This window comes from Actinomycetospora chibensis (assembly GCF_028737215.1).
Classification (GTDB): Bacteria; Actinomycetota; Actinomycetes; order Mycobacteriales; family Pseudonocardiaceae; genus Actinomycetospora; species Actinomycetospora chibensis.
On record NZ_JAQZAM010000028.1, the window covers coordinates 1 to 22,115 of the forward strand.

Annotated in this window: 14 protein-coding genes; 4 read left to right on the forward strand and 10 right to left on the reverse strand. The window is 74.4% G+C overall.

Features of this window, described 5'->3' with window-relative positions:
- Window positions 1-51: 51 nt before the first annotated feature.
- The 4 genes from ppc to PH189_RS27665 form a co-directional block, all read right to left on the reverse strand.
- A complete protein-coding gene (gene ppc, locus PH189_RS27650) occupies window positions 52-2,853 on the reverse strand; it encodes a phosphoenolpyruvate carboxylase (protein ID WP_274192083.1) in 2,802 nt (933 codons plus the stop codon).
- A 99-nt stretch (window positions 2,854-2,952) separates the two neighbouring features.
- A complete protein-coding gene (locus PH189_RS27655; RefSeq protein WP_274192084.1) occupies window positions 2,953-3,423 on the reverse strand; it encodes an ester cyclase in 471 nt (156 codons plus the stop codon).
- Window positions 3,424-3,466: 43 nt separating this feature from the next.
- A complete protein-coding gene (locus PH189_RS27660) occupies window positions 3,467-4,699 on the reverse strand; it encodes an RNA polymerase sigma factor (RefSeq protein WP_274192085.1) in 1,233 nt (410 codons plus the stop codon).
- Window positions 4,700-4,706: 7 nt separating this feature from the next.
- A complete protein-coding gene (locus PH189_RS27665) occupies window positions 4,707-5,087 on the reverse strand; it encodes a YciI family protein (RefSeq protein WP_274192086.1) in 381 nt (126 codons plus the stop codon).
- Window positions 5,088-5,214: 127 nt separating this feature from the next.
- On the opposite strand from PH189_RS27665, the gene PH189_RS27670 reads away from it, so the two are divergent.
- On the forward strand, window positions 5,215-6,252 hold the full coding sequence (locus PH189_RS27670; RefSeq protein WP_274192087.1) for a glutathione S-transferase family protein: 1,038 nt from the start codon (window positions 5,215-5,217) through the stop codon (window positions 6,250-6,252).
- A 53-nt stretch (window positions 6,253-6,305) separates the two neighbouring features.
- On the opposite strand, the gene PH189_RS27675 is transcribed toward PH189_RS27670, so the two are convergent.
- Window positions 6,306-7,487: an LLM class flavin-dependent oxidoreductase gene (locus tag PH189_RS27675; protein WP_274192088.1), complete on the reverse strand. Its 1,182-nt coding sequence runs from the start codon at window positions 7,485-7,487 to the stop codon at window positions 6,306-6,308.
- A 127-nt stretch (window positions 7,488-7,614) separates the two neighbouring features.
- Between PH189_RS27675 and PH189_RS27680 the strand changes: the two genes are divergently transcribed.
- Genes PH189_RS27680 through PH189_RS27690 form a run of 3 tightly spaced genes read left to right on the forward strand, consistent with a single transcriptional unit; the run spans window position 7,615 to window position 11,173 of the window.
- Window positions 7,615-9,423, forward strand: a complete 1,809-nt coding sequence (locus tag PH189_RS27680; RefSeq protein ID WP_274192089.1) for a thiamine pyrophosphate-requiring protein — start codon at window positions 7,615-7,617, stop codon at window positions 9,421-9,423.
- A 30-nt stretch (window positions 9,424-9,453) separates the two neighbouring features.
- The gene (locus PH189_RS27685; RefSeq protein WP_274192090.1) at window positions 9,454-10,764 is read left to right on the forward strand and encodes an MFS transporter; all 1,311 of its coding nucleotides are present in this window, start codon (window positions 9,454-9,456) and stop codon (window positions 10,762-10,764) included.
- A 10-nt stretch (window positions 10,765-10,774) separates the two neighbouring features.
- The gene (locus tag PH189_RS27690) at window positions 10,775-11,173 is read left to right on the forward strand and encodes an FKBP-type peptidyl-prolyl cis-trans isomerase (RefSeq protein WP_274192091.1); all 399 of its coding nucleotides are present in this window, start codon (window positions 10,775-10,777) and stop codon (window positions 11,171-11,173) included.
- On the opposite strand, the gene PH189_RS27695 is transcribed toward PH189_RS27690, so the two are convergent.
- The 5 genes from PH189_RS27695 to PH189_RS27715 all read right to left on the reverse strand — a co-directional run bounded on the left by PH189_RS27695 (window position 11,166) and on the right by PH189_RS27715 (window position 21,798).
- Complete coding sequence (locus tag PH189_RS27695) at window positions 11,166-13,259, reverse strand: alpha/beta hydrolase (protein ID WP_274192092.1); 2,094 nt, start codon at window positions 13,257-13,259, stop codon at window positions 11,166-11,168. The two genes, PH189_RS27690 and PH189_RS27695, sit on opposite strands and share 8 nt — an antisense overlap.
- Window positions 13,260-13,274: 15 nt before the next feature.
- Complete coding sequence (locus PH189_RS27700; protein ID WP_274192093.1) at window positions 13,275-14,330, reverse strand: methyltransferase domain-containing protein; 1,056 nt, start codon at window positions 14,328-14,330, stop codon at window positions 13,275-13,277.
- Window positions 14,331-14,409: 79 nt separating this feature from the next.
- Complete coding sequence (locus PH189_RS27705; protein WP_274192094.1) at window positions 14,410-17,565, reverse strand: ATP-binding protein; 3,156 nt, start codon at window positions 17,563-17,565, stop codon at window positions 14,410-14,412.
- A 92-nt stretch (window positions 17,566-17,657) separates the two neighbouring features.
- Window positions 17,658-18,986: an ATP-dependent 6-phosphofructokinase gene (locus PH189_RS27710; protein ID WP_274192095.1), complete on the reverse strand. Its 1,329-nt coding sequence runs from the start codon at window positions 18,984-18,986 to the stop codon at window positions 17,658-17,660.
- Between the two features lie 64 nt (window positions 18,987-19,050).
- Window positions 19,051-21,798: a helix-turn-helix transcriptional regulator gene (locus tag PH189_RS27715; RefSeq protein WP_274192096.1), complete on the reverse strand. Its 2,748-nt coding sequence runs from the start codon at window positions 21,796-21,798 to the stop codon at window positions 19,051-19,053.
- Between the last annotated feature and the right edge of the window lie 317 nt (window positions 21,799-22,115).

Consider the following 22,115-nt stretch of genomic DNA (forward strand, 5'->3'; position numbering starts at 1 on the left):
CGCACACCAAGATCTTGTCAGAGTCGTGCCCGATGATTCGTCAGACACGCCCTAGCCCGTGTTCCGCATCCCCGCCGAGATCCCGTTGACCGTCAGCAGCAGGGCCCGCTGCAGGTCCGGGTCGGGCTCGTCGACCTTGCGTCGCTCCGCGAGCGTGTGCACCTGCAGGTGGTGCAGCGGCTCGAGGTACCCCTCGCGGATGTCCAGCGTGCGGCGCAGCAGCGGGTTGCCGCCCAGCAGCTCGTCACCGGGGGTGAGCTTGAGGACCTCGCGCTCGGTCGTCCGGTGCTCCTTCTTGATGATCTCGAAGACCTCCTGCAGCTCGGGGTCCACGAGTTCGGAGACGTAGAACCCGGCGATGCGCATGTCGGTCTTCGCCAGCGTCATCTCGACGTTGGAGATGAGGTTGGCGAAGAACGCCCAGTCGCGCATCTCGTCGATGACCTCGGAGTAGCCGGCGTCGTGCGCGGCCTTCAGCCCGCTGCCGAGCCCGAACCAGCCGGGGACGATCATCCGCGTCTGGGTCCAGCCGAACACCCACGGGATCGCGCGCAGGTCCTCCAGGGACGTCTGGCCCCCGGCGCCGGGGCGCTTGCCCGGCCGCGAGCCCACGTTGAGCATCGAGAGCTCGTCGACCGGCGTGGCCTGGGTGAAGAAGTCCGGCAGGCCCTCGTGCTCGATGAGCTTGGTGTAGGCGTCCTGGGCGGCGTCGGAGATGACGTCCATCGCCTCGTCCCAGCGCTTGAGCGTCGCCGCCTCCACCCGCGAGGTCTGGTGCAGCAGCGTCGCGTCCAGCACCGCCGAGAGCATGATCTCGAGGTTGTCCTTCGCCAGCGCGGGCAGCGAGTACTTGTCGGAGATGACCTCGCCCTGCTCGGTCACCTTCATCACCGCGTCGACGACGCCGTGCGGCTGGGCCGCGATCGCCTCGCCGGCCGGCCCGCCCCCGCGCCCAACCGAGCCCCCGCGGCCGTGGAAGAGGCGCAGCCGCACGCCGTGCTTGGCGGCGACGTCGCGCAGCTGGCGCTGAGCCTGGTGGATCGACCACTGCGACGTGGTCAGACCGGCGCCCTTGTTGGAGTCGGAGTAGCCCAGCATCATCTCCTGGACGTCGCCGCGGGCCGCCACGAGCGCCCGGTACGACGGGTCCGACAGCATCCCGTCGAGCAGGTCTCCGGAGATCTTCAGCTCGGTCGCCGTCTCGAACAGCGGGACGATGTCGATCGACGCGGCGGCCTCGACGGAATCGCCCGCCCCGCCGGTGATCTCGACGAGGCCCGCCTCCCGCGCGAGCACCGCGACGGCGAGGATGTCGTCGACGTTCTGCGCCATCGAGATGACGTAGGTGTGCAGGGCCTCCTCGCCGTAGGTCTCCTGCACCGTGCGGATGCAGTCGAAGACCTCGAGCGTCTCCTTGAAGCTGTCGTCCCCGATGCCCTCCCAGTTGCGCCGCGGGGTCAGCGCCCGGCGCCCGGCCAGCTCCTTCGACAGCACCTCGGTGCGTCCGGCGTGGTCGAGCTCGCCGTACGGGGTGTCCAGCTCGTCGAGGCGGTCGAACAGCGACTGCAGCGCCGTGTGGTGGAAGCTCGAGTGCTCGCGGACGTCGACGCTGGCCAGGTGCAGCCCGACGGCGTTCGCCGAGCGCATGACGTCGCGCAGGCCGCCGTCGGCGATCCGCTCGCCCTGGTGGGCGCGCAGCGAGCGGTCCATGACGACGAGGTCGCGCAGGTACTCGTCCGCCCCCAGGTAGTCGCGCCCCGGCTGGTGCGGGGTGCCCTCGACGTAGCGGCGCCGCGTGTTCTCCAGCCGCGCGTGGATGTAGGAGCACTTGAGCCGGTAGGGCTCCTCGGCGTTGAGCCGCACGAACCGGTCGTAGACCTCCGGCAGCGCGCGGCGGTCGCGGGCGAGGCTGCGCCGCAGGTCCTCGCTGACCCCGACCAGCCGCGTCGACACCGACAGCTCCTGGACGAGGTCCTCGAGCAGTTCGGACTGGATGCGCACGCCGCGCTCGCCGTAGATCCGCATGGTCTCGAGCGTCAGCTCGGCGGTGACGTTGGGGTTGCCGTCGCGGTCGCCACCGACCCAGCAGCCGAGGACGAGGGGCCGCGAGCCCTCCGGCAGGTGCAGGCCCACACGGGCGAGCTGCTCGTCGAGCTCCGCGAGCACCTCGGGCACCGAGCGGCGTCCGAGCTGGTCGAGGTAGTAGGACACCGAGCGGGCCTCGTCGAGCACCGTCGGGCGTTCGGGGCGGATCTCGTCGGTCTGCCAGATGAGGTCGACCAGACGGTGCAGCCGGACCTCGGCCTGCTCCTCGGGCAGGTCGCGGGCCAGGACGTCCGCGATCGCCCGGAGCTTGCCGAGCACCGACTGGCGCTGCGCCTCCGTCGGGTGCGCGGTGAACGTCGGCTTGAGCTCGAGGCGCGACAGCGCGGTGTCGAGCTCGTTCGGGTCGGCGTCGGCGACGAGCCGGTCCACGACCTCGTGCAGCGGACCGCGGCCCTCCGCGTGCACCGCCGCACGCTCCTCGGCGCGGTGCAGCTGCTCGGCCAGGTTGGCGAGGTGGAAGTACGTCGCGAACGCCCGCCCGAGGACCGCGGCCGTGCCCGGGTCGAGCTCGCCGAGCAGGTCGGGGATCTCGGTGTCGCCCCGCTCCGGGACCTCGCGCACCAGCCGGCGGACCTTCTCGACGAGCTCGAGCATGTCGTCGCCGTGCTGCGCGGCGAGCGTGCGCCCGAGCAGCGTCGAGAGCCGCCGGATGTCGGCTCGCAGCGCGGAGTGCTCGGTCTCGGAGGCGACGGTGCCCTCGGTGGAGACGCGGTCGGCTCGGGCGGAGCGCTGTCCGGTGTCGCTCATCGGTCGTCCTCCTGGTCGGCGTTCCCTCCTGGTGGGTCCGCGACGGTGGGGACGCCGACAGATTGTGCCCCCGATCGGCGGTCCCGACACCCCCGAGGGTCACCCCGCGCCTGCGACCTCCGGGAGGAGCCCGAGGCCGGTGAGGAGGCCGTGGTGGTCCCAGAGCGTCCGGTACTCGGTGATCCGCTCCTTGCGCACGGCGACCACCGAGATCGCGAGGACCTCGACGGACCGGCCGGTGGGGGCGACGCCGGGCAGCAGCCACGGCAGCTCGCGGTCGTGGGTGAACGCGACGCGCTCCTCGTCGACCACCCGGAACCGGTCGCCGGTGCGTGAGACGCGGGTGCTGGTGAGGTCGGCGGGGCGGTGGGGGAGGACGTCGTCGGCGAGGTGGCGGCGCAGGTCGTCCGCGCCGCGCGCCCCCGTGCCGGCCGGGAGCGTCGAGAACGCCACCTCCGGGGCGACCCGTGCCATCGCGGCCTCGAGGTCGCCGTCACCGAAGACCGCGGTGGCGAAGGCGTCGCGGGCCCGCTCGACCGCGACCATGAGGTCCTGAACGGCCTTGGTCACCTCCCGATCGTCGCACCTGCGCCGCCGGTTCGGCAGCGGATGCTCAGGCCAGGGCGTCGAGCCGCCGGGCGAGCAGGTCGCGCTCCACGTCGTTCGCCGTGAGCATCGCCGCCTCCTCGAGCGCGACCCGCGCCGCGTCGGGCCGCCCGGCACGGCGCAGCAGCTCCCCGCGGGCGGCGGCGAGGTAGCCGTAGCCGGCGAGCCGGGGCTCGTCGGCGAGGGCGTCCAGCGCGGCGAGGCCGGCGTCGGGACCGTCGGCGAACCCCAGGGCGACCGCCCGGTTGAGCGCCACGACGGGGGACGGCCAACGCGCGGCGAGCACGTCGTAGAGCCCGACGATCTCGACCCAGTCGGTGTCGTCGGCCTCCCGCGCGTCGGCGTGGACGGCGGCGATCGCGGCGAGCACCGCGTAGCGGCTCACGGGACGGGCCGGCAACGCCTCGAGGACCAGGGACCGGCCCTCGGCGATCATGGCGGCGTCCCAGCGGGACCGGTCCTGGTCGGCGAGCAGGACGAGCTCGCCGTCGGGGCCGGTGCGGGTTCCGCGACGCGCGTCGGTGAGCAGGACGAGCGCGAGCAGCCCGGCGACGTCGGGGTCGTCGGGGAACCGCGAGCGCAGCAGGCGCGCCAGGTCGTGGGCCCGGTCGAGCAGATCGTCGCGGACGAGCGTCGCCCCGGCCGGCGCCGTGTGACCGGTGGTGAGCACGAGGTGCACGACGCTGAGCACCCCGCCGAGACGGCGAGGCATCTCGTCCGCGCCCGGGACGCGGAACGGCACCCCGGCCGCGGCGATCTTCTTCTTCGCCCGGGTGAGCCGGGCGGCCATCGTCGGCTCGGTGACGAGGAACCCCCGCGCGATCTCGGGCGTCGAGAGCCCGCCGAGCAGGCGCAGGGTCAGCGCGACCCGGGCTTCCGCGGTGAGCGCGGGGTGGCAGCACGTGAACAGCAGCGCCAGCAGGTCGTCGGGTTCCCGCCCGCCCGGTGCTCCGAGGGGTTCCGGAGCCACCTCGTCGACCACCAGCAGCGGCAGCGCCCGTGCGGCCACGGCCGATCGGCGGTGGAGGTCGAGCGCGCGTCGGCGGGCCGCGGTGGTCAGCCAGGCACCCGGTCGCGCCGGGACACCGTCGCCCCACGCGACCAGCGCCTGGGCGTAGGCCTCCTGCACGCACTCCTCGGCGAGGTCGAGATCGCGCGTGACGCGCACCGTCGCGGCGAGCACGGAGGCCCACTCGCGACGGTGCGCGTCGGCGACGGCCCCGGCGGGGTCGGCGCTCATCGCGATCTCACATGTCCCGCAGCGGTCGCACCTCGACGCCGCCGAACGGCGCCGGCACCTCCCGCGCCAGCGCCAGCGCGGTGTCGAGGTCGGGCACCTCGACGAGGTAGAACCCGCCCAGCGCCTCCTTGGTCTCGACGAAGGGCCCGTCGGTGACCAGGGCGTCCTCGCCCGCGGCGAACCCGTCGCGGTCCTGGCTGCCGCCGCCGCCCGGGCTGCGCACCGTGGTGGCCGTCGCCGTCGGGTGGAGCCACCCGCCGCCGCGCAGCACGTCCCCGTGCACGGCGCCGAAGCGGCCGTGGGCGGCCAGGATCTCGCCGGCCTCGTGCTCACCGACCGCCGCCCAGGAGGCCTCGTCCTCGTACAGCAGGATCAGGTACTGGCCCATGTCGTCTCCTCGACTCCCGGGGCCCCGTGGCGGGGCCCTCATCATGACGTCGCGGAGCGGCCCCGGGAATCGACAGCTCGGATGTGTGCGGGTTGCCGGAGGCCGCGTGCGGGGCACCCGGCCCCCGATGAGCACCACCGTGGGCAACAGCCCGTACGCCGAGTCCAGCGGATCCTTCACGCGGCGCGGACCGCGGTTCACCGACCGGATCGTCGCCTCGCCGTCCTCGGAGCAGGAGTGGCAGGCCGAGCCCGGCCGGTACCGCCTGGTCGCGTCCCTGGCCTGCCCCTGGGCGCACCGCTCGGTCATCGTGCGGCGCCTGATGGGTCTCGAGGACGCGATCTCGCTGGCGATCGTCGACCCGTTGCAGGACGACCGGTCGTGGCGCTTCAGCCTCGACGAGGACGGCCGCGACCCGGTGCTCGGCTACCGGTACCTCTCGGAGGCCTACCTCGCGCGCGACCCGGAGAACGGCACCGAGAACGGGGTGTCCGTCCCGGCGATCGTGGAGGAGTCCACCGGGCGCCTCGTCACGAACGACTATCCGCAGATCACGGTCGACCTCGGGATCGAGTGGGCGAAGTACCAGCGCCCCGGCGCACCGATGCTGTACCCGGAGGAGCTGCGCGAGGAGATCGACGCGGTCAACGAGGGCGTCTTCCACGACGTCAACAACGGCGTCTACAAGGCGGGCTTCGCCACGAAGCAGGCGCGCTACGAGGAGGCGTACACGGCGCTGTTCGCCCGGCTCGACGAGCTCGACGAGCGCCTGGCCGACCGGCGCTACCTCGTCGGCGACCACATCACCGAGGCCGACATCCGGCTGTTCACCACGCTGGTGCGCTTCGACGCGGTGTATCACGGCCACTTCAAGTGCAACCGGCAGAAGCTCGCCGAGTTCGGGAACCTCTGGCCGTACGCCCGCGACCTGTACCAGACCCCCGGCTTCGGGGACACGGTCGACTTCGACCACGTCAAGCGGCACTACCACCAGGTGCACACGTCGATCAACCCGACGCAGATCGTGCCGCTGGGCCCGGAGCCCTCGGTGTGGCTCGAACCGCACCGGCGCGAGGGGCTCGGCGGGACCCCGTTCGGCCCGGACGGCACCCCGCCCGAGCCGCTCGACGCCCCGCTGCGCCCGCTGCCGCCCCTCGAGGGCTAGCGCCACGGGAGTGATCCGGGTCGTCGGGACGACCCGGATCACTCCCGTGGGCGTCAGCCCTTCGACGCCACCTCGTCGGCGTACTTCTTGGTCATGTGCTCGACGGCGGCCGTCTGCGAGGCCGAGTGACCCTCGCGTGCCGCGGCGGCGCGGGACTTCGCGGCGAGCGTCGACTCGGCGTGGGTGCGGCCGGAACCCTGGAAATGGGGGGCCACCTGCTCGGCGACGAGCTCCCAGGACCGCCTGGTCGCCTGCGGGTTGGCCCACTCGTGGCCCATGAGCAGCATGCAGCCGAAGCCGCCCGACTGGTCGGCGAGCCGCTGGACCTGCGCGCGGCCGTCCTCCGGCGTCCCGATCGCCCCGATCCCGGCCTCGTTGACGAAGTCGATCATCTCCTTGACGTCGCCGCCCTCGACGGCCATCTGCGGGAACGCCGCGGTCTTCTGGAAGTAGCGGAACCACTCCTCGATGCCGAACTCGACGTCGCGGTAGGCCTGCTCGCGGGTCTCGGCGATGTGCATGAGGCCGACGAGACGCCAGCCCGAACGGTCGGGGGTCGGCTGCCCGAAGTGCGCCGCGCGCTCCTCGACCACGCTCCAGTGGTGGGCGAGGGCGTCGAACCCGTCCTGGGTCAGCGTCGCGCCGATCGAGAGCAGCCCGGTGCCGTGACGGCCGGCGAGCCGCGGTCCGGTCGGCGAGGCCACGGCGGCGACGGCCATGTCGAAGCGCGGCTCGGTGTAGGGCCGCAGCTGCAGCTGGGCGTCGACGAGGTTGTGCGTCTTCGTCTGCTCGGTGACGCTCTCGCCGGCGAGCAGCCGCATGATGATGTCGAGGTTGACGTCGAGCAGTTCCCGTGTGTCGGTGGGGTTGAGGCCGATCATCGCGGAGTCCGACGGCAGCGAGCCGGGCCCGACCCCGAGCATCGTGCGGCCGCGGGTGAGGTGGTCGAGCAGCACCATCCGGTCGGCCACCCACAGCGGGTTGTGATAGCTGACCGACGTCACCCCGGTGCCGAGCTTGATGTTCTTCGTGCGCTCCGCCGCCGCCGCGATGAAGATCTCCGGCGAGGCGATGATCTCGGTGCCGGCCGAGTGGTGCTCGCCGATCCACGCCTCGTCGATCCCGAGCCGGTCGAGATGCTCGACCAGCTCCAGGTCGCGCTGCAGCGCGAGCGTGGGGTTGATGCCCGCGGGGTGGAACGGGGCCAGGAACGTGCCGAAGCGCAACCTGCTCACCGGTGCGTCTCCTCTGCGATCGGGATGTCGTGGGGGGCGACACCGTGACGCTACGCATGACTCGTGTCACACGTCGATGCCTGCGTCGCCCTCACATGGCGCCGTGCCCCACCGGGGAGCCTCGGGTGTGAGTGCACCCAGGAACGTCGCCCAGCACGTGCTCGACCGACTGGCGCAGTGGGGCGTCCATCGCTTCTACGGCTACCCCGGCGACGGCATCGGCGGGTTCTTCACCGCGCTGCCCGAGCGTGACGACGCGGAGTTCGTGCAGGTCCGGCACGAGGAGACCGCGGCGTTCGCCGCCTGCGCCGACGTGAAGTACGGGGGTTCGCCGATCGGCTGCTGCGCGGTCACCGGCGGGCCCGGCGCGATCCACGCGCTCAACGGCCTCTACGACGCGAAGCTCGACCACCAGCCCGTGGTGGCCCTGCTCGGGCACACCGCGCAGACCGCACAGGGTGGCGGTTACTACCAGGAGGTCGACCTCGGCGCGCTGTTCTCCGACGTCGCGGGCTACCTCGCCGAGGTGAAGGACCCGAGCCAGGTCCGGCACGTCGTCGACCGCGCGTGCCGCACCGCGCTCGCCGACCGGACGGTCTCGGTGATCATCCTGCCCTCCGACGTCCTCGAGCAGGCCGCCGTCCCCGATCCTCCGGACGCCCACGGCTACTACCACACCTCGGCGGTCCCCTCGTCCGCGATCACGACGCCGCCGGAGGCCGCGCTCGACGCCGCGGCGGACGTGCTGAACGCGGGGGAGAAGGTCGCGATCCTCGCCGGCGCCGGGGCCCTCGGCGCCTCCACCGAGCTCACCGAGATCGCCAACGCGCTCGGCGCCGGGATGGCCACGGCGCTGCTGGGCAAGGGCGTCGTCGACGAGCGCTCGCCCTGGAACACCGGCGCGATCGGGTTGCTCGGGACCACGGCGTCGTACCACCTGATGCGCGAGTGCGACACGCTGCTGATCGTCGGCTCGACGATGCCCTACACCGAGTACTACCCGGCGCCCGGCGAGGCGCGCGCGGTGCAGATCGACGTCGACGGCTCCCGCTGCGGCATCCGCTACGACACCGAGGTCAACCTCACCGGTGACGCCGCCCCGACGCTCGCCGCGCTGCTGCCGCGCCTCCGGGAGCGGACCGACCACACGTGGCGCGCCCGCGTCGAGCGCTGGACCGCCGCCTGGGACGGCTACTCGGTCCAGCGGGCCCACGCCCACACCAGCGCGCTCAACCCGGAGCTCGTCGTCCGCGAGCTCTCCGACCGCCTGCCCGACGACGCGCTGCTCGCCGTCGACTGCGGCACCGCGACCTCCTGGTACGCACGCGACGTCACGCTGCACGGGCGCCAGTACGGGTCGCTCTCGGGGACGTTGCTGTCCATGGGCGGCGGCATGCCGTACGCGATCGCCGCGAAGAACGCCCACCCCGACCGTCCCGTGGTCGCCATCATCGGCGACGGCGCGATGCAGATGAACGGGGTCAACGAGCTGATCACGGTGCAGCGCTACTGGGAGACCTGGGCCGACCCGCGGTTCGTCGTCCTCGTGCTGTCCAACGACGACCTGTCCTTCGTGTCCTGGGAGACCCGCGGGTTGCTCGGCGAGGCCCCCGACCCGCAGTCGCAGTCGCTGCCCGCCGTGCCCTACGCCGACTGGGCCCGCCTGCTGGGCCTCGCCGGCGAGACCCTCACCGACCGCGCCGCGATCGGCGCGACGTGGGACCGCGCGCTGGCCGCCGACCGGCCGTTCGTCGTCGACGCCAAGGTCGACAAGGACATCCCGCTGGTGCCGCCGCACGTGACGATCCAGCAGGCCCTCAACACGGCCCGCTCCCAGCTCCACGACGGCGACGCCCTCTCCATCATCGCGAACGGCGTGAAGGAGACGGTCGGTGCCAAGGCCCGCTCCGTGCTCGGTCTCGCGCCGAAGGAGTGATCTGGGCCCGGACCGGGCAAAGGAACCGGCATGGCTGCCAGGGGTAAGGCGTTCGTCGCATCCTTGTCGGGGACGTCGCTGGAGTACTACGACTTCGCGGTCTACGGCACCGCCTCGGCGCTCGTCTTCCCGCAGCTGTTCTTCCCCGGCTCGGATCCGCTGACCGGGACGCTGCTGGCCTTCACGACCTTCGCGGTCGGCTACATCTCGCGTCCGGTCGGCGGCTTCGTCTTCGGACGACTCGGCGACACGCTGGGCCGCAAGCGCGTGCTGGTCACCACGCTGCTGCTGATCGGGTTCGCGACGGTCCTCATCGGTCTCCTGCCGACCTACGAGACGATCGGGGTCACGGCGCCGATCGTGCTCGTGCTGCTCCGCTTCGCGCAGGGGGTCGGGGTCGGCGGCGAGTGGGGGAGCGCGGTCCTGCTCTCCGGGGAGTTCGGCGACCCCCGCCGGCGCGGCTTCTGGTCGTCGGCCGCCCAGATCGGCCCGCCCGCGGGCAACCTGCTGGCCAACGGCGTGTTCGCCGTCCTCGCCGCGACGCTCACGAGCGACCAGCTGCTCGACTGGGGCTGGCGGGTCGCGTTCCTGCTCTCGGCGCTGCTCGTCGCGTTCGGCCTCTGGATCCGCCTGACGCTCGAGGACACCCCGGTGTTCCGCGCGCTGCAGGCGTCGGGGGAGACCTCGGCGGCCCCGATCCGCGAGGTCGTCAGGACCCAGCCGCGCGGGCTGGTCGCGGCTATCCTCTCCCGCCTCGGGCCCGACGTCTCGTACTCGCTGCTGACCGTCTACGTGCTCACCTACGCGACCCGCACGGCAGGCTTCGAGCGTGCCCAGGTGCTCTCCGCGGTGCTCATGGGCTCGGCGCTCCAGCTCGGCCTCGTGCCGGCGTTCGGCGCGCTGTCCGACCGGATCAACCGGCGCCTGGTGTCGGCGTTCGCCGTCGTGGGCGCCGGGATCTGGGTGTTCGTGCTCTTCCCGGCGGTCGCCTCGGGGTCCTTCGGTCTGCTGGTGCTCGGCGTCGTCGTCGGCCTCGTCCTGCACGCGGCGGCGTACGGGCCACAGGCGGCGTTCATCACCGAGCAGTTCTCCCCGCGGCTGCGCTCCTCCGGCTCGTCGCTGGGCTACACCGTCGCCGGCGTCCTCGGCGGCGCCGTCGCCCCGCTGCTGCTCACCTCCCTGCAGGCGGATCTCGGCTGGGCCGCCGCCGCGGGCTACGTCGCGCTGGCGTGCGTGCTGTCGGTCGTCGGCCTCGCCCTCGGTCGCAACTACGACCCGCGTGAGGACGAGGAGCTGGCCGCGGCGGCCGCCCCTGCGGAAGCGGCGGCCGATCGCCCGTAGGGTCGCCACCATGGCGGTCACCGTGGACAACACCGACGACCTGACCCGCGCCCCCGGCGCGGCGGTCACCCCCGACACCCTGCCGAACGACCTCGACATCACCGATCTCGTCATCGGTGGCGGGGCCGAGGCCGGACCGCGCGACACCGTGCAGGTCCAGTACCAGGGCATCCGCGTCTCGGACTCCGGCGAGTTCGACTCCTCGTGGGGGCGCGGCGGGACGCCGGTCGAGTTCCCGCTGAACGGCGTGATCGACGGCTTCAAGCTCGGCATCTCCGGGATGCGCGAGGGCGGTCGGCGCGTGCTCGTCGTCCCGCCGCACCAGGGCTACGGCGCCCGTGGCGTGCCGCCGGTGATCCCGGCGAACGCGCACCTCGTCTTCGTCGTGGACCTCGTCAAGGTCAACTAGTCCCGAGGACGGACGCGAGGAGCGCCGCGGCGCGGGCGGCGCCGTCGCCCGCGATGGGTGCGGAGCGGACGGGCGTCGCGAGCGCCTCCGCGATCGCCGCGGCGATCGACTCCGGGGTCGCGGTGGCGTAGTCCATCCGCGTCCCCGCGCCGAGCCGGTCGAGCCGGTACGGCACGTGGATCTGCTGCTCGAAGTGGTGGGCCAGCGGGAAGTACAGGAACGGACGGCCCGCCTCGGCGAGCTCCATCGTCGTGGTGAGTCCGCCCTGGACGACGGCGACGTCGCAGGCCGCGAGCTCGCGCTCGAGGTCGGGGACGTGGCCGCGCACCTCGACGCCGTCGGGCACCGGCACGCTCGCCGGGTCGATGCGCGGCCCGGTCACGAGCACCATCCGCAGCCCGGGCACCCGGTCCCGGGCGTACGGATACGCGGCGGCGACGCGGCGCAGCAGGGCGCTCCCGACGCCCGAACCGCCCGCGGTCACCACGCACACCGGCTCGTCGCCCTCCCACCCGAGCTCGGCCCGCAGCCGCTCACGGTCCCGCGGTGGGCGGGCCGTCGACACCCACCCCGCGAACGCGAAGTGCTCGCACGTCCAGTCCCGCACCGTGGGCAGCCCGGGCCCGAGCGGACAGGTCACCAGGTCGTGGGGCTCGCCGACGAACACCGACAGGTCGCGCAGCCGCGGGTAGCGGGCGATGTGCTCGACCATCTCGGCGTTGTGGTCGGCGGTCAGTGCCGCCTCCGCAGGCCCGCCGTCGGGCATCGGGAGCCACCCGACGACGTCGGTCAGCCAGGCGTAGGGCGACCGCTTGAGCTCGGGGTTCTCGTGCAGGAAGTGGTCGATCTCCCAGCCCTCGTCGGCGATCACCAGGTCGTAGTGCTCGGCGTCGACGACGTCGTGGAAGACGTGGAAGTTCGCCAGCAGGACCTCGTCCATCCGCCGGATCGCCCGGAAGGCGTGCAGGTCGTGCTCGCCGGCCTCGGCCTCGATGTGGGCGCTCTCGGCGGCCAGCGACCCGCTCGCCGGGTGGAGCCGGTCACGGGGGCCCAGCACGGCGGTCACGGGGTGCTGGGCGAGCCAGTCGACGACGGTGTCCGGGCACCGTTCACGAAGGGCCTCCGCGACGGCGACGTCACGCCTCGCGTGCCCGAGGCCGATCGGCGAGCTGACCATCAGCACCCGGCGCGGCCGCGCGCGGGCCGGAACCCAGCTGACCCGCCCGGGACGGGGCCCGGCGAGGGACCGGACGAAGTCGCGGATCAGCAGGTTGACCCGCACCGGGTCGCGCACCGTCGGGGCGTGGCCGCCGCCGGGGATCGAGACGAGCGAGCCCCCGGTCCAGGAGGCGACGGCGACGCCGCCCTCGTAGGGGGCGACGGCGTCCGCGTCACCGTGGACGACGAGGACCGGACAGCGCACGCGACGGCAGAACGCCTCGGTGTCGGCGGCGGTCAGGTGTCCCACGTCGGTCACCGTGCGGATCAGCGTCTCCGGGTCCGTCTCGAGACCCCAGCCGACGAGGTCCTCCCACTGTTTCGTCGAGTGCGGTTCCGGCACGACCCGGCTCATGAAGAACTCGACCCAGCCTCGGAAGTCGGCCTTCCAGTAGTGCCGGTTGTACTTCTGCCAGCCCTCGTGGGAATCCCGCACCTCGTCGAAGTCGGAGGGACACGGCGACGGCAGTGCGGTACCGATCGCCACGACCCCCGCGACGCGGTCGGGATGCTCCGCGGCGAGCTGGAGCGCCCGCCGCGCGCCCCTCGACAGCCCGACCGCGACGGCCCGCTCGGTGCCGGAGGCGTCGAGGGCGGCCACGACGTCCCCGACGTACTCGCGGTCGCTGTAGGCGCCCGGGCCGCGCGGGCGGTCGGACGCCCCGTTGCCCCGGCCCTCCACGGTGATCACGCGGAACTCCCGGGCCAGGAACGGCACCTGCGCCTTCCACTGCCGCATGTGGACGATCGCCCACGAGGTCAGCAGCAACACCGTCGGGGCGTCGGCGGGCCCGTCGAACACCTCGTAGCCGACGCGCACGCCGTCGCGGACCACCTCGCCGACGTCGTCCGGTTCCCTCGCGCGCACGTCGTCCCCCGGTGCCTACGGGCGAATCTCGTAGACGTGGTTGAACGGGGTCTGCGCGGCGATGCGGAACCGCGTGAACCCCGCGTCGGTGACGACCTGGCGCAGCGCCGCCGGGCCCGCCTGGGCGCCCAGGCTGTAGCCGCCCGGCTGCGACCGGCCGGCGGCGACGCAGAGGAAGGTCGAGAACCCGTAGTAGACCCGGCCGACCGGGTTCAGGTTCTCGGCGAGGGTGTCGCCGGCGATCGGCTCGATCAACAGCCAGGTGCCGTCCGGGGCGAGGGTCTCCCGCACGTGGCGCGCGGCGGTCAGCGGGTCACCCATGTCGTGCAGGCAGTCGAAGAACGTCACGAGGTCGTAGCCGGAGCCCGAGAACGTCTGGGCCGGCGCGGTCTCGAAGGTCACGCGGTCGGCGACCCCGGCGTCGGCCGCGCGCTTGCGGGCTGTCTGGACCGAGGCGTCGTGGTAGTCCGAGCCGACGAACGTCGACGCCGGGTAGGCCTGCGCCATCAGCACCGTCGACGACCCGTGGCCGCAGCCGACGTCGGCGACGCGCGCCCCGGCCCGCAGCTTCGCCTCGACGCCGTCGAGAGCGGGGATCCACTCGCCGACGAGGTGGGCGTGGTAGCCGGGACGGAAGAACGTCTCGCAGCCGACGAACACGTCGTCGTCGTGCTCGTGCCACCCCATGCCCGCGCCGGAGCGGAAGATCTCGGTGATGCGCGGCTCGGCCCGCAGCGCGCCGAGGGCGAGGACGAACGCCCCGGGCAGGTAGACGGGCCCTTCCGGGTCGGTCAGGGCGAAGGCCTGCTCCTCGGTCATCGAGAAGGTCCCGGTCGTCGGCTCGTACTGGACGTAGCCACCCGCGGCCTGCCCGGCGAGCCACTCGCTGATGTAGCGGGGTGTCGTGCCGGTCCGTTCGGCGAGCTCCTCGGCCGTCGCCGGTCCCTCGGCGAGCGCGCGGTAGAGCCCGAGCCGGTGGCCCACGACGATCCCGCCCGCCGCCATCGTGGCGCCGAGGTCGCCGACCACCGTGCCGACGAACTCCATCGCCTTGTCCATGTCCACGACCATCGCTCGGCCCTCCCTCTCGCCCGGGGCCCCTCCCCGGATCGCAGCCACGATGACCGGGGCCGTTGCGTCGTCGTTGCGCCTACACCCGCGCCGGTGCCACGGTCCCGATCCGGTCCAGCCGCTCCGCCAGGTGGCGCCAGCCGTGCGCCCGCGCCGCGGCCAGCACGGGCGCGAGCGTGCGGAGCGCGCGAGCGGGCCGGTCCCGCGCGATCCAGGCCCGTGCGACCGACACGTAGGCGTCGGCGCCCAGCAGCCAGGCCGCGGCGGGGGGTGCCGTGACGCCCGCGAGCAGGCTGTCGGCCTCGACGAGGGCCGTGTCGTCGCCGTGCGCGGCCGCGATCTCGGCGAGCGGGGCGAGGCAGCGCACCCGGCAGGCCGCCGCGCCGTCGCGCCCGGCGAGCGCGAGGCCGCGTCCGGCCACGGTCCGGGCCTCGGCGACGTCCTCGGTGCTCCCGCGCTCCAGGAGCGTCGCGGCGAGCAGGGAGCAGGCGGTGGGCGTCCACCACCGGTGCCCGGCCTCGCCGCACCGGGCCACCGCGCGGCGCCCGATGTGCAGGGCCTCGTCGAGGTCGCCCTCCAGGCGCGCGACCCACCCGAGGTGGGCGTGGAACCAGACGTCGTGGCCGCCGTACCCCGAGTGCTCGGTCACCGCGACCGCCTCCGCGATGCGCGCACGGGCCTCGTCCCACCGCCCGGCGGCGACCGCCGGGAACGACCCCTCGAACACGACCCACTGCAGGAGCTCGCGGTCCTGGAGGCGTCGGGCGAGCGGCTCGAGCTCGTCGACCACCCCGGCGAGCTCGTCGACCATGCCCGTGTAGGCGTAGGCGGTCTTGAGGCCGTCGAGACCGACGAGCAGCGCCCGGTCGCCGCCGGTCTCGCGGGCGACGGCGACCGCTCGCCGCCCCTGGTCGAGGGCCTCGCCGAACCGCAGGTCGTTCGTCGCCAGCACCGCGAGGCGGCCGCGGAGGTCGGCCTCGGCCACGCGGTCCCCGAGCGTCGCGGCCCGCCGCAGGCCGCCGCGGAGGTACGTGACGCACTCGGCGGGCGGGATGCCCAGCGCGATCGGCACGTCGCCGCCGAGCTGGCGCAGCACCGCCATCTCGAGGCGCCGGTCGCCGGCCTCGCGGGCCGCCTGCGCCGCGCTGCGCAGGTCGGTCCACGCCGCCTCGTGGCGCTCGAGGCCCTCGCGGGCGCCGGCACGGGCCAGGAGCACCCGGCCGACGATCTCGAGGTCGGCGACCCGTTCGGCGGCGGCGAGGGCCCGGTCGTGCAGCGACTCGGCGTCGCCCATCGCGCCCCGGCGCGCGGCGGCCTCGCCCGCGAGGAGCAGGGCGCGCGCCGCCCGCGGCCAGTCCTGCGCCGCCGCGGCGTGGGCCCCGACGGCCTCCGGGGTCGCCGACAGCAGGTCGGCCGCGCGCCGGTGGTGCACCCGGCGCACCGGCGCGGGCGTGCTGGCGTGGAGCACCTCGTGCACCAGGTCGTTCGCGAACTCGTACGCCGCTGCGGTCGGGATCAGCAGGCGTGCGTGGGCGGCCCGCTCGCACCGGCGGGCGACCTCCGGCACCGGGAGCTCCAGCAGGCCCGCGGCCACCTCGGGGTCGAGCGTCGCCCCGAGGACGGCGCCGGCCCGCAGCAGCTCCTCCACCTCCGGCCCGAGGCGCCGGACGCGCGCGAGCACCGCGGCCTGCAGGGTCTCGGGCACGCCCACCTCGCCGGAGTCGAGCCCGCGCAGGGTCTCGACGACGAACAACGGGTGCCCGCGCGTGCGCCGGTGGATCGTCGGGGCCAGGTCGCGACGTCCGACCCGGTCGGCGAGCGCGGCGACCGCGGCGTGGTCGAGCGGGCCGAGGTCGAGGCGCTCGGCGACGTCGTCGAGGTGCGCCAGGGCGGTCGCACCCTCCTCGGCGCGGACCGTCGCGCACACGAGGAGCCGGGCGCCGCCCGGGCGCAGGGCGAGGAAGTGCAGCAGCTCGACGGTGGCCAGGCCGGCGTTGTGCAGGTCGTCGACCACGAGCAGCAGGGGCGCGGTCGCCGTGATGTCGACGAGCAGGGCGGCGAGCGCGGCGAACACCCGCCGCGGCTCGGGGCGCTCGACCGGAGACGACCCGTCGGGCACGAGGTCCGGGAACAGGGCCGCCAGCACCCGCGTGCGGGGGCCGTCCACCGTCCGCGGTCCCGGGAGCGCCGCGAGCACCGGGCCGAGCGCGTCGACCAGGGGCTGGAGGAACAGCGATCGCTCCGCGGCGTGGCAGCGCGCGGACGCGACCCGTCCGCCGGTGGCGGCGGCCAGCTCCGTCACCTCGGCGGCGAGCCGCGTCTTGCCGATCCCCGCCTCGCCGGCGAGCAGCACGAGCCCGGAACGCCCCCGGGTCGCGGCGTCCCAGCGCCGGGTCAGCCGGGCGATCTCGTCGGCACGGCCCACGCAGTGGCGCGCGCCCGGCGGACCGGCCCGGGGCTCGGGCCCGTCGCGATCGGGTCCCTGCTCCCGCAGGAGTGCGAGGTACTCCGTCCGCGTCCGCGGTGCGGGCTCGACGCCCAGCTCGTCGGCGAGCGCGGTCCGCAGCCGGTGGTAGTGCTCAACGGCGCGCGAGGGCTCGCCGGCGAGCTGGTGGGCGCGCATGAGCAGGCGGTGGGCCGTCTCGTCGAACCGGTCGGCGCCCACCGCCTCCGCGGCGGCCCGCCGAGCCCGGTCGGCGTCGCCCGTGCCCAGCGCGGCCCGGGCATCGGCGTGGCGGGCGCGCCGGACCAGCTCGCGCCACTGGGCGCGGGCCGCCACGACCCAGGGCTCGTCCGCCTCCTCGGGCAGGGGCTCCCCGGTGCCCAGGGACTCGAGGGCCCGGGCGGCGGCGCTCGCGGCGAGTCCGGTGGCGCCGGCGGCGAGCCGCCGGTCGGCCTCGTCGAGCAGCCGGGCCGCCTCGTCGAGGTCGACGGTGACGTCCGGGGCCGCGCCGAGGCGGTAGCCGGACCGGTCGCCCACCAGGATGTCGGGGTCCAGGCGGCTCCGGAGCCTGCTGACGAGGGTCGCCACGCCGGCGGCGGGGTGCCGCGGCGGCCGGCCGGCTCTGCCGTCCCAGAGCTCCTCGGCGAGCTGCTCCCCGGTGAGCACCGCCGGCCGCCGCGCGGCGAGCAGCGCGAGCAGCCGTCGCTCCTTCGGGCTCCCGATGCGCAGCGCCTCGGGCGGCGAGCCCCGCTCCACGCGCAACGGACCGGCGAGCCGGACCGTGACACCCATCACGACACTATGCGACCGTCAGCTCGCCGTAGCAACGGCTGCGTCGCCCGTTCAGCGCAGCACACGGGCGTCGTTCTGACGCGCAGTGACGGTCAGGCGCCGAACGTCGCGGGCTGGCCCGTCGCCTCGATCACCGACATCCACAGGTCGCCGTCCGGGTCGACCTGGTTGCGGTGCCCGGTGATCAGCGCCATCGGGATGTGCACGAACCGGCGGCGCCAGCGCACGACGACGGTCTCGGTGCGCCCGGCCATCCCGGCGTGCACGGCGGCGTGGGCGAGGCGGACGCAGTAGACGCTGTCGTAGGCGTTCGCGGCGACGCTGCGGATCGCGTAGCTCGGGTCGAGATAGCGCACCGTGGGCGGGAGGTCGACCTCGGTCAGGTGCTCGGTGATCTTCTCCTTGAGGTAGAGCCCGATGTCGCCGAGCTTCGTGTTGCCCGACGCGTCGGTGGTCTGTCCCTCCTGCTCGAGCAGCTCCTGCCCGGCGCCCTCCGCGACCACGAGGACGACCTGGCCGTGACGGCGGACGTGGTCCTCCACGCGGCGCAGCACCCCGTCCGGTCCGTCGAGCACGAAGGGCACCTCGGGGATGAGCACGAAGTCGGCGTCGTTGTTGGACAGCGCCGCGTAGCAGGCGATGAAGCCGGAGTGCCGGCCCATCAGCTTGACGATGCCGACGCCGTTCTCGGCGGCCTGCGACTCGACGAACACCGACGCGATGAACTCGGTGGCCTGGGCGAACGCCGTCTGGAACCCGAAGCTCTGGTCGGTGTAGGGCAGGTCGTTGTCGATGGTCTTGGGGATGCCGATGACCGCGATGTCGAGGCCGCGCTCGTCGATGACGCTCGTCAGCTTCATCGCGCCGCGCATGCTGCCGTCGCCGCCGATGACGAACAGGACGTCGATCCCGAGCTCGACGAGGGTGTCGACCATCTCCCCGGGGTCCTGGTCGCCGCGCGAGCTGCCCAGGATCGTGCCACCGTCGTTGTTGATGTCCCGGACGGCGTGCAGGTCGAGCTCGACGACGCGCTCCCGGTGCTTGCGCGTCAGGCCCGCGTAGCCGTTGCGGAAGCCGTAGATGTGCGCGACGTGGTAGTGCTCGGTGAGCTCCTGGACGATCCCGCGGATCACGTCGTTGAGCCCGGGACACAGGCCGCCGCAGGTCACGATGCCGACGCTGGTGGCGTCCGGGTCGAAGTAGACCTTCCGGCGCGGCCCGGCCGCCTCGAGGCTGGGCAGCTGGTCGATCGGCACCCCGCGCTCCAGCAGCACGGAGACGGTGTCGTCCACGAGCACGCGGTCGTCCTCGTGGACGTAGTGCGGCGACGTGCGCTTGGTGGCCAGCATCTCCGCGAACGGGGAGTCGTAGCGGCAGTCACCGAGGCTGCGGACGCGTAGGTCGTCGAGCTCGAGCGTCACGGCGGACCCCCCGGGGTCGTCGAGAAAGGCGGGACGGACTGCCCGCCACGCCGCGGGGCCGTCCTCACGCTAACTCAGGACCCGGAACGATTCCGGCGCTGGGGAACAACCTCACGAGATCGCTCCTCGACCGCATCCCGAGCTTGCGATAGACGCGGGTGAGGTGGTTCTCGACGGTCTTGCGGGAGACGAACAGGGCCGCCGCGGCCTCGTCGTTCGTCCGGCCCTCGGCGACGGCCCGCGCGACCTGGAACTCCTGGGGCGTCAGGGCCGACCAGACCGTCTCGCGCCCCGCCCGCCGCGGCGGGGGAGCCCCGGCGGCCGCGAGCTCGGCCTCGGCGCGGGCGGTCCAGGGTCGGGCTCCGAGGCCCACGAAGAGCGCGTGCGCCTCGCGGGCGGCGGCGCGGGCCACGGCGGGCCGTCGCAACCGTCGCAGCGACTCGGCCTCGGCGAGCAGGGTGCGGGCCCGTTCGAACGGCTGGTCGCTGCGGGCGTGCGCCGCGTGGGCGCCCGCGAAGGCGTCCACCGCGTCGTCGTCACAGGTCGCCAGGATCCCGCGGCAGCGCGCGGCGGTGGCGGCCGGGAAGGCCAGGCCGGTCCCGGCCTTGTCCTCCCACCACGCGAGCACCTCCCGGGCGCGACAGGGTGCGCCGCTGCGGACGAGCGCCTCCACGAGGTCCGGTCCGTAGGGCACGACGTTGCTCGCGCCGAGGCCGTCGGCCATCGCCCGTCGGTGGGCCCGCTCGAGGTGGCCGACAGCGTCCTCGGCCTCCCCGACCGCCAGCGCGGCGAGGCCCTCGACCGCGGGCACGGAGGTCAGGAGGCAGTCGACCCCGTGCGAGCCGATCTCGGCGAGGACCCGTCGGGTGCGGTCGCGACTGTGGTCGACGTCGCCGACCATCGCGTCGAGCCGGGCGAGGACCAGCAGCGCGAGCGCGGCGGTGCCTCGTTCCCCGCGCTCCTCGGCCCACTGCAGGGCCTCGACGGCGTCGGCGCGCGCGGCGGGCCAACGGCCCCGCCAGAGCTCGACGTCCGCGCGGACGACGTGGGCGAACGCGAGCATCGCGCCGGCGCCGTGGCGCCGGGCGGCGGCGAGGAGGGTGTCGATCCGCCGGTGGGCATCGGCGTAGCGCTCGACGTGGACCTCGATCCTGGCGCGCAGGGCCTCGTCCTGGAGATCCCACGGCAACGCGTCGGGGTCGTCGCCGAGGCCGTCGAGGATGTCCACGGCCGACGACGGATCCCCGCTCAGGACCAGGGCGTGCGCCTCGGGGGCCCGGCGGACCGGCGTCCCCGTCGGCGCGAGCGACGCGGCGGTGCGGACCAGTGCCAGGGTGTCGCGGACGCGGCCCGCCATGGCGGCGGGCGCCGCGGCCTCGGCGTAGAGGGCGGCGGCTGCGGCGGGGTCCTCGGACGCCACGCGCTCGGCGGTACGGACGAGGTCGTCGACGGCCCGCCCGGGGTCGCCGAGCCAGGTGGTCGCCCGGCTCCGCACGATCTCGGCGCGCGCGGCGAAGGCGTCGTCGTCGTCCAGGGCGACGGCTGCCTCCGCGTGACCGGCGGCGAGGTCGAGCGACCCCGCGAGCAGGAACTCCCGGGCGGCCGCGAGCAGCCGGTCGGCGCGGTCCCAGCGGTCGGTGCTCAGCTGCGCGGAGCGCGCCCACGCCTCGCCCGCGCTCCTGTGCCCGCCGCGCTCCGCCGCCGAGCGCGCCGCCGCCGCGAGCTGCTCGCCGACGACGTCGTCGGTGCCCTCGATGCGCGCCGCCTCGTGCCAGGCGCGCCGGATGCCGGTGGTGCGCGCGGCGAGGGCCTCGTGGGCGCGGCGCGTGAGGGCCGGGTCCGCGGCGAGGATGACCGGGCGGAGCAGGGGGTGGCGCAGGTCCGGGCCTCCCTCGTGCACCCGGAGCAGGCCGGCCTCCTCGCCGGGGTGCAGATCGTGGGCGGCGAGGCCGAGATCGGCGAGGGCGAGGTCGACCTCGTCGGCACCCGCCGAGCCGGCGGCGGCCAGCACCGTGACCGCGGTCCGCGAGGACTCCGGCAGCGCCTCGAGCGCGGTCCTCCAGAGCGCCTCGAGGGCCGGTCCGGCGCGTGGGGGGACCGCTGGGCCGAGGTGACGGGCGTTCTCCACCAGGGCGAGTGGATGGCCCGCGAGGCCGACGACGAGCCGGTCCACCGCCATCGGCGCCCGACCACCGGTGAGTCGGTGCAGGAGCTCGCGGCTCTCCGCGCCCGACAGGCGTCCGACGTCGACGACCAGCGCGCCCGGCACCACGCGGCGCTCGTCGCGGGTGGCGAACACCAGGGAGACCTGTGGCGATCGCAGCCGCCGCGCCACGAAGAGGAGGACCTCCGCCGACGGCGGGTCGACCCACTGCAGGTCGTCGACGACGACGAGCAGCCCCTCGCGCTCACCGCCGGCCTCGAGGAGACCGAGGACCGCCGCGCACACCGCCAAGGGCCCCGAGGGGCGTCCGGCGCGTCGCGCGACGCTCACCTCGAGGGCCTCGCGCTGGACCTCGGGCAACGCCGCCAGCCGGTCCTGCAGCGGATGGACGAGGTCGGCGAGGGTCGCGAACGGCAGGTGCGACTCCTCCTCGCTGCCGGCGACCCGCACCGTCCGGACCGCGGCCCGCGCGGCCACGCGCTCCAGCAGCTCGGTCTTCCCGATCCCCGGCTCGCCCCGCACGACCGCGACCCGTTCCGGCCCGCCCGCGACGAGCCCACCCGCGACGAGCCCACCCGCGACGAGCCCACACAGCGCGTCGAGCTCGGCGCTGCGCCCGACGAAGGGCGGTGCGTCGGTCGCTGTCATCGGTTCCCCTCGGTGGTGGTGACACCGGGGCGTGCGTGGTGGATGGGACACAGGATGACGGGCGCGGCGCGCGGAGCAGTGCCGCCTTTCGGGTCGAACCGGGGGTTTTCCCCTGTGTCGGGGAAAGGCTTTCTAGGCCGTTCGCAGGAATGCGCGAGGAACGGACGACCATGTGCGATCGATCGGTGACCCGGAGGTAGGAGTGGACGATCGGTCGGTGAGGGCGTGCAGCGCAGTGTGGTCGGCCCGGCACTCGTCGCAACCCCGTTCCCGCACCTCAGGGAGTTGTCCCCTCTGCCCCGAGGTGGCACGACGAG

Excerpts from the sequence above, each read along its gene's own strand:
- PH189_RS27700 (WP_274192093.1), bottom strand. The coding sequence starts at position 14,330 with ATGGTCGTGGACATGGACAAGGCGATGGAGTTCGTCGGCACGGTGGTC.
- PH189_RS27690 (WP_274192091.1), top strand. The coding sequence starts at position 10,775 with ATGGCGGTCACCGTGGACAACACCGACGACCTGACCCGCGCCCCCGGC.
- PH189_RS27670 (WP_274192087.1), top strand. The coding sequence starts at position 5,215 with ATGAGCACCACCGTGGGCAACAGCCCGTACGCCGAGTCCAGCGGATCC.
- PH189_RS27705 (WP_274192094.1), bottom strand. The coding sequence starts at position 17,565 with ATGGGTGTCACGGTCCGGCTCGCCGGTCCGTTGCGCGTGGAGCGGGGC.
- PH189_RS27715 (WP_274192096.1), bottom strand. The coding sequence starts at position 21,798 with ATGACAGCGACCGACGCACCGCCCTTCGTCGGGCGCAGCGCCGAGCTC.
- PH189_RS27660 (WP_274192085.1), bottom strand. The coding sequence starts at position 4,699 with ATGAGCGCCGACCCCGCCGGGGCCGTCGCCGACGCGCACCGTCGCGAG.
- PH189_RS27665 (WP_274192086.1), bottom strand. The coding sequence starts at position 5,087 with ATGGGCCAGTACCTGATCCTGCTGTACGAGGACGAGGCCTCCTGGGCG.
- ppc (WP_274192083.1), bottom strand. The coding sequence starts at position 2,853 with ATGAGCGACACCGGACAGCGCTCCGCCCGAGCCGACCGCGTCTCCACC.
- PH189_RS27685 (WP_274192090.1), top strand. The coding sequence starts at position 9,454 with ATGGCTGCCAGGGGTAAGGCGTTCGTCGCATCCTTGTCGGGGACGTCG.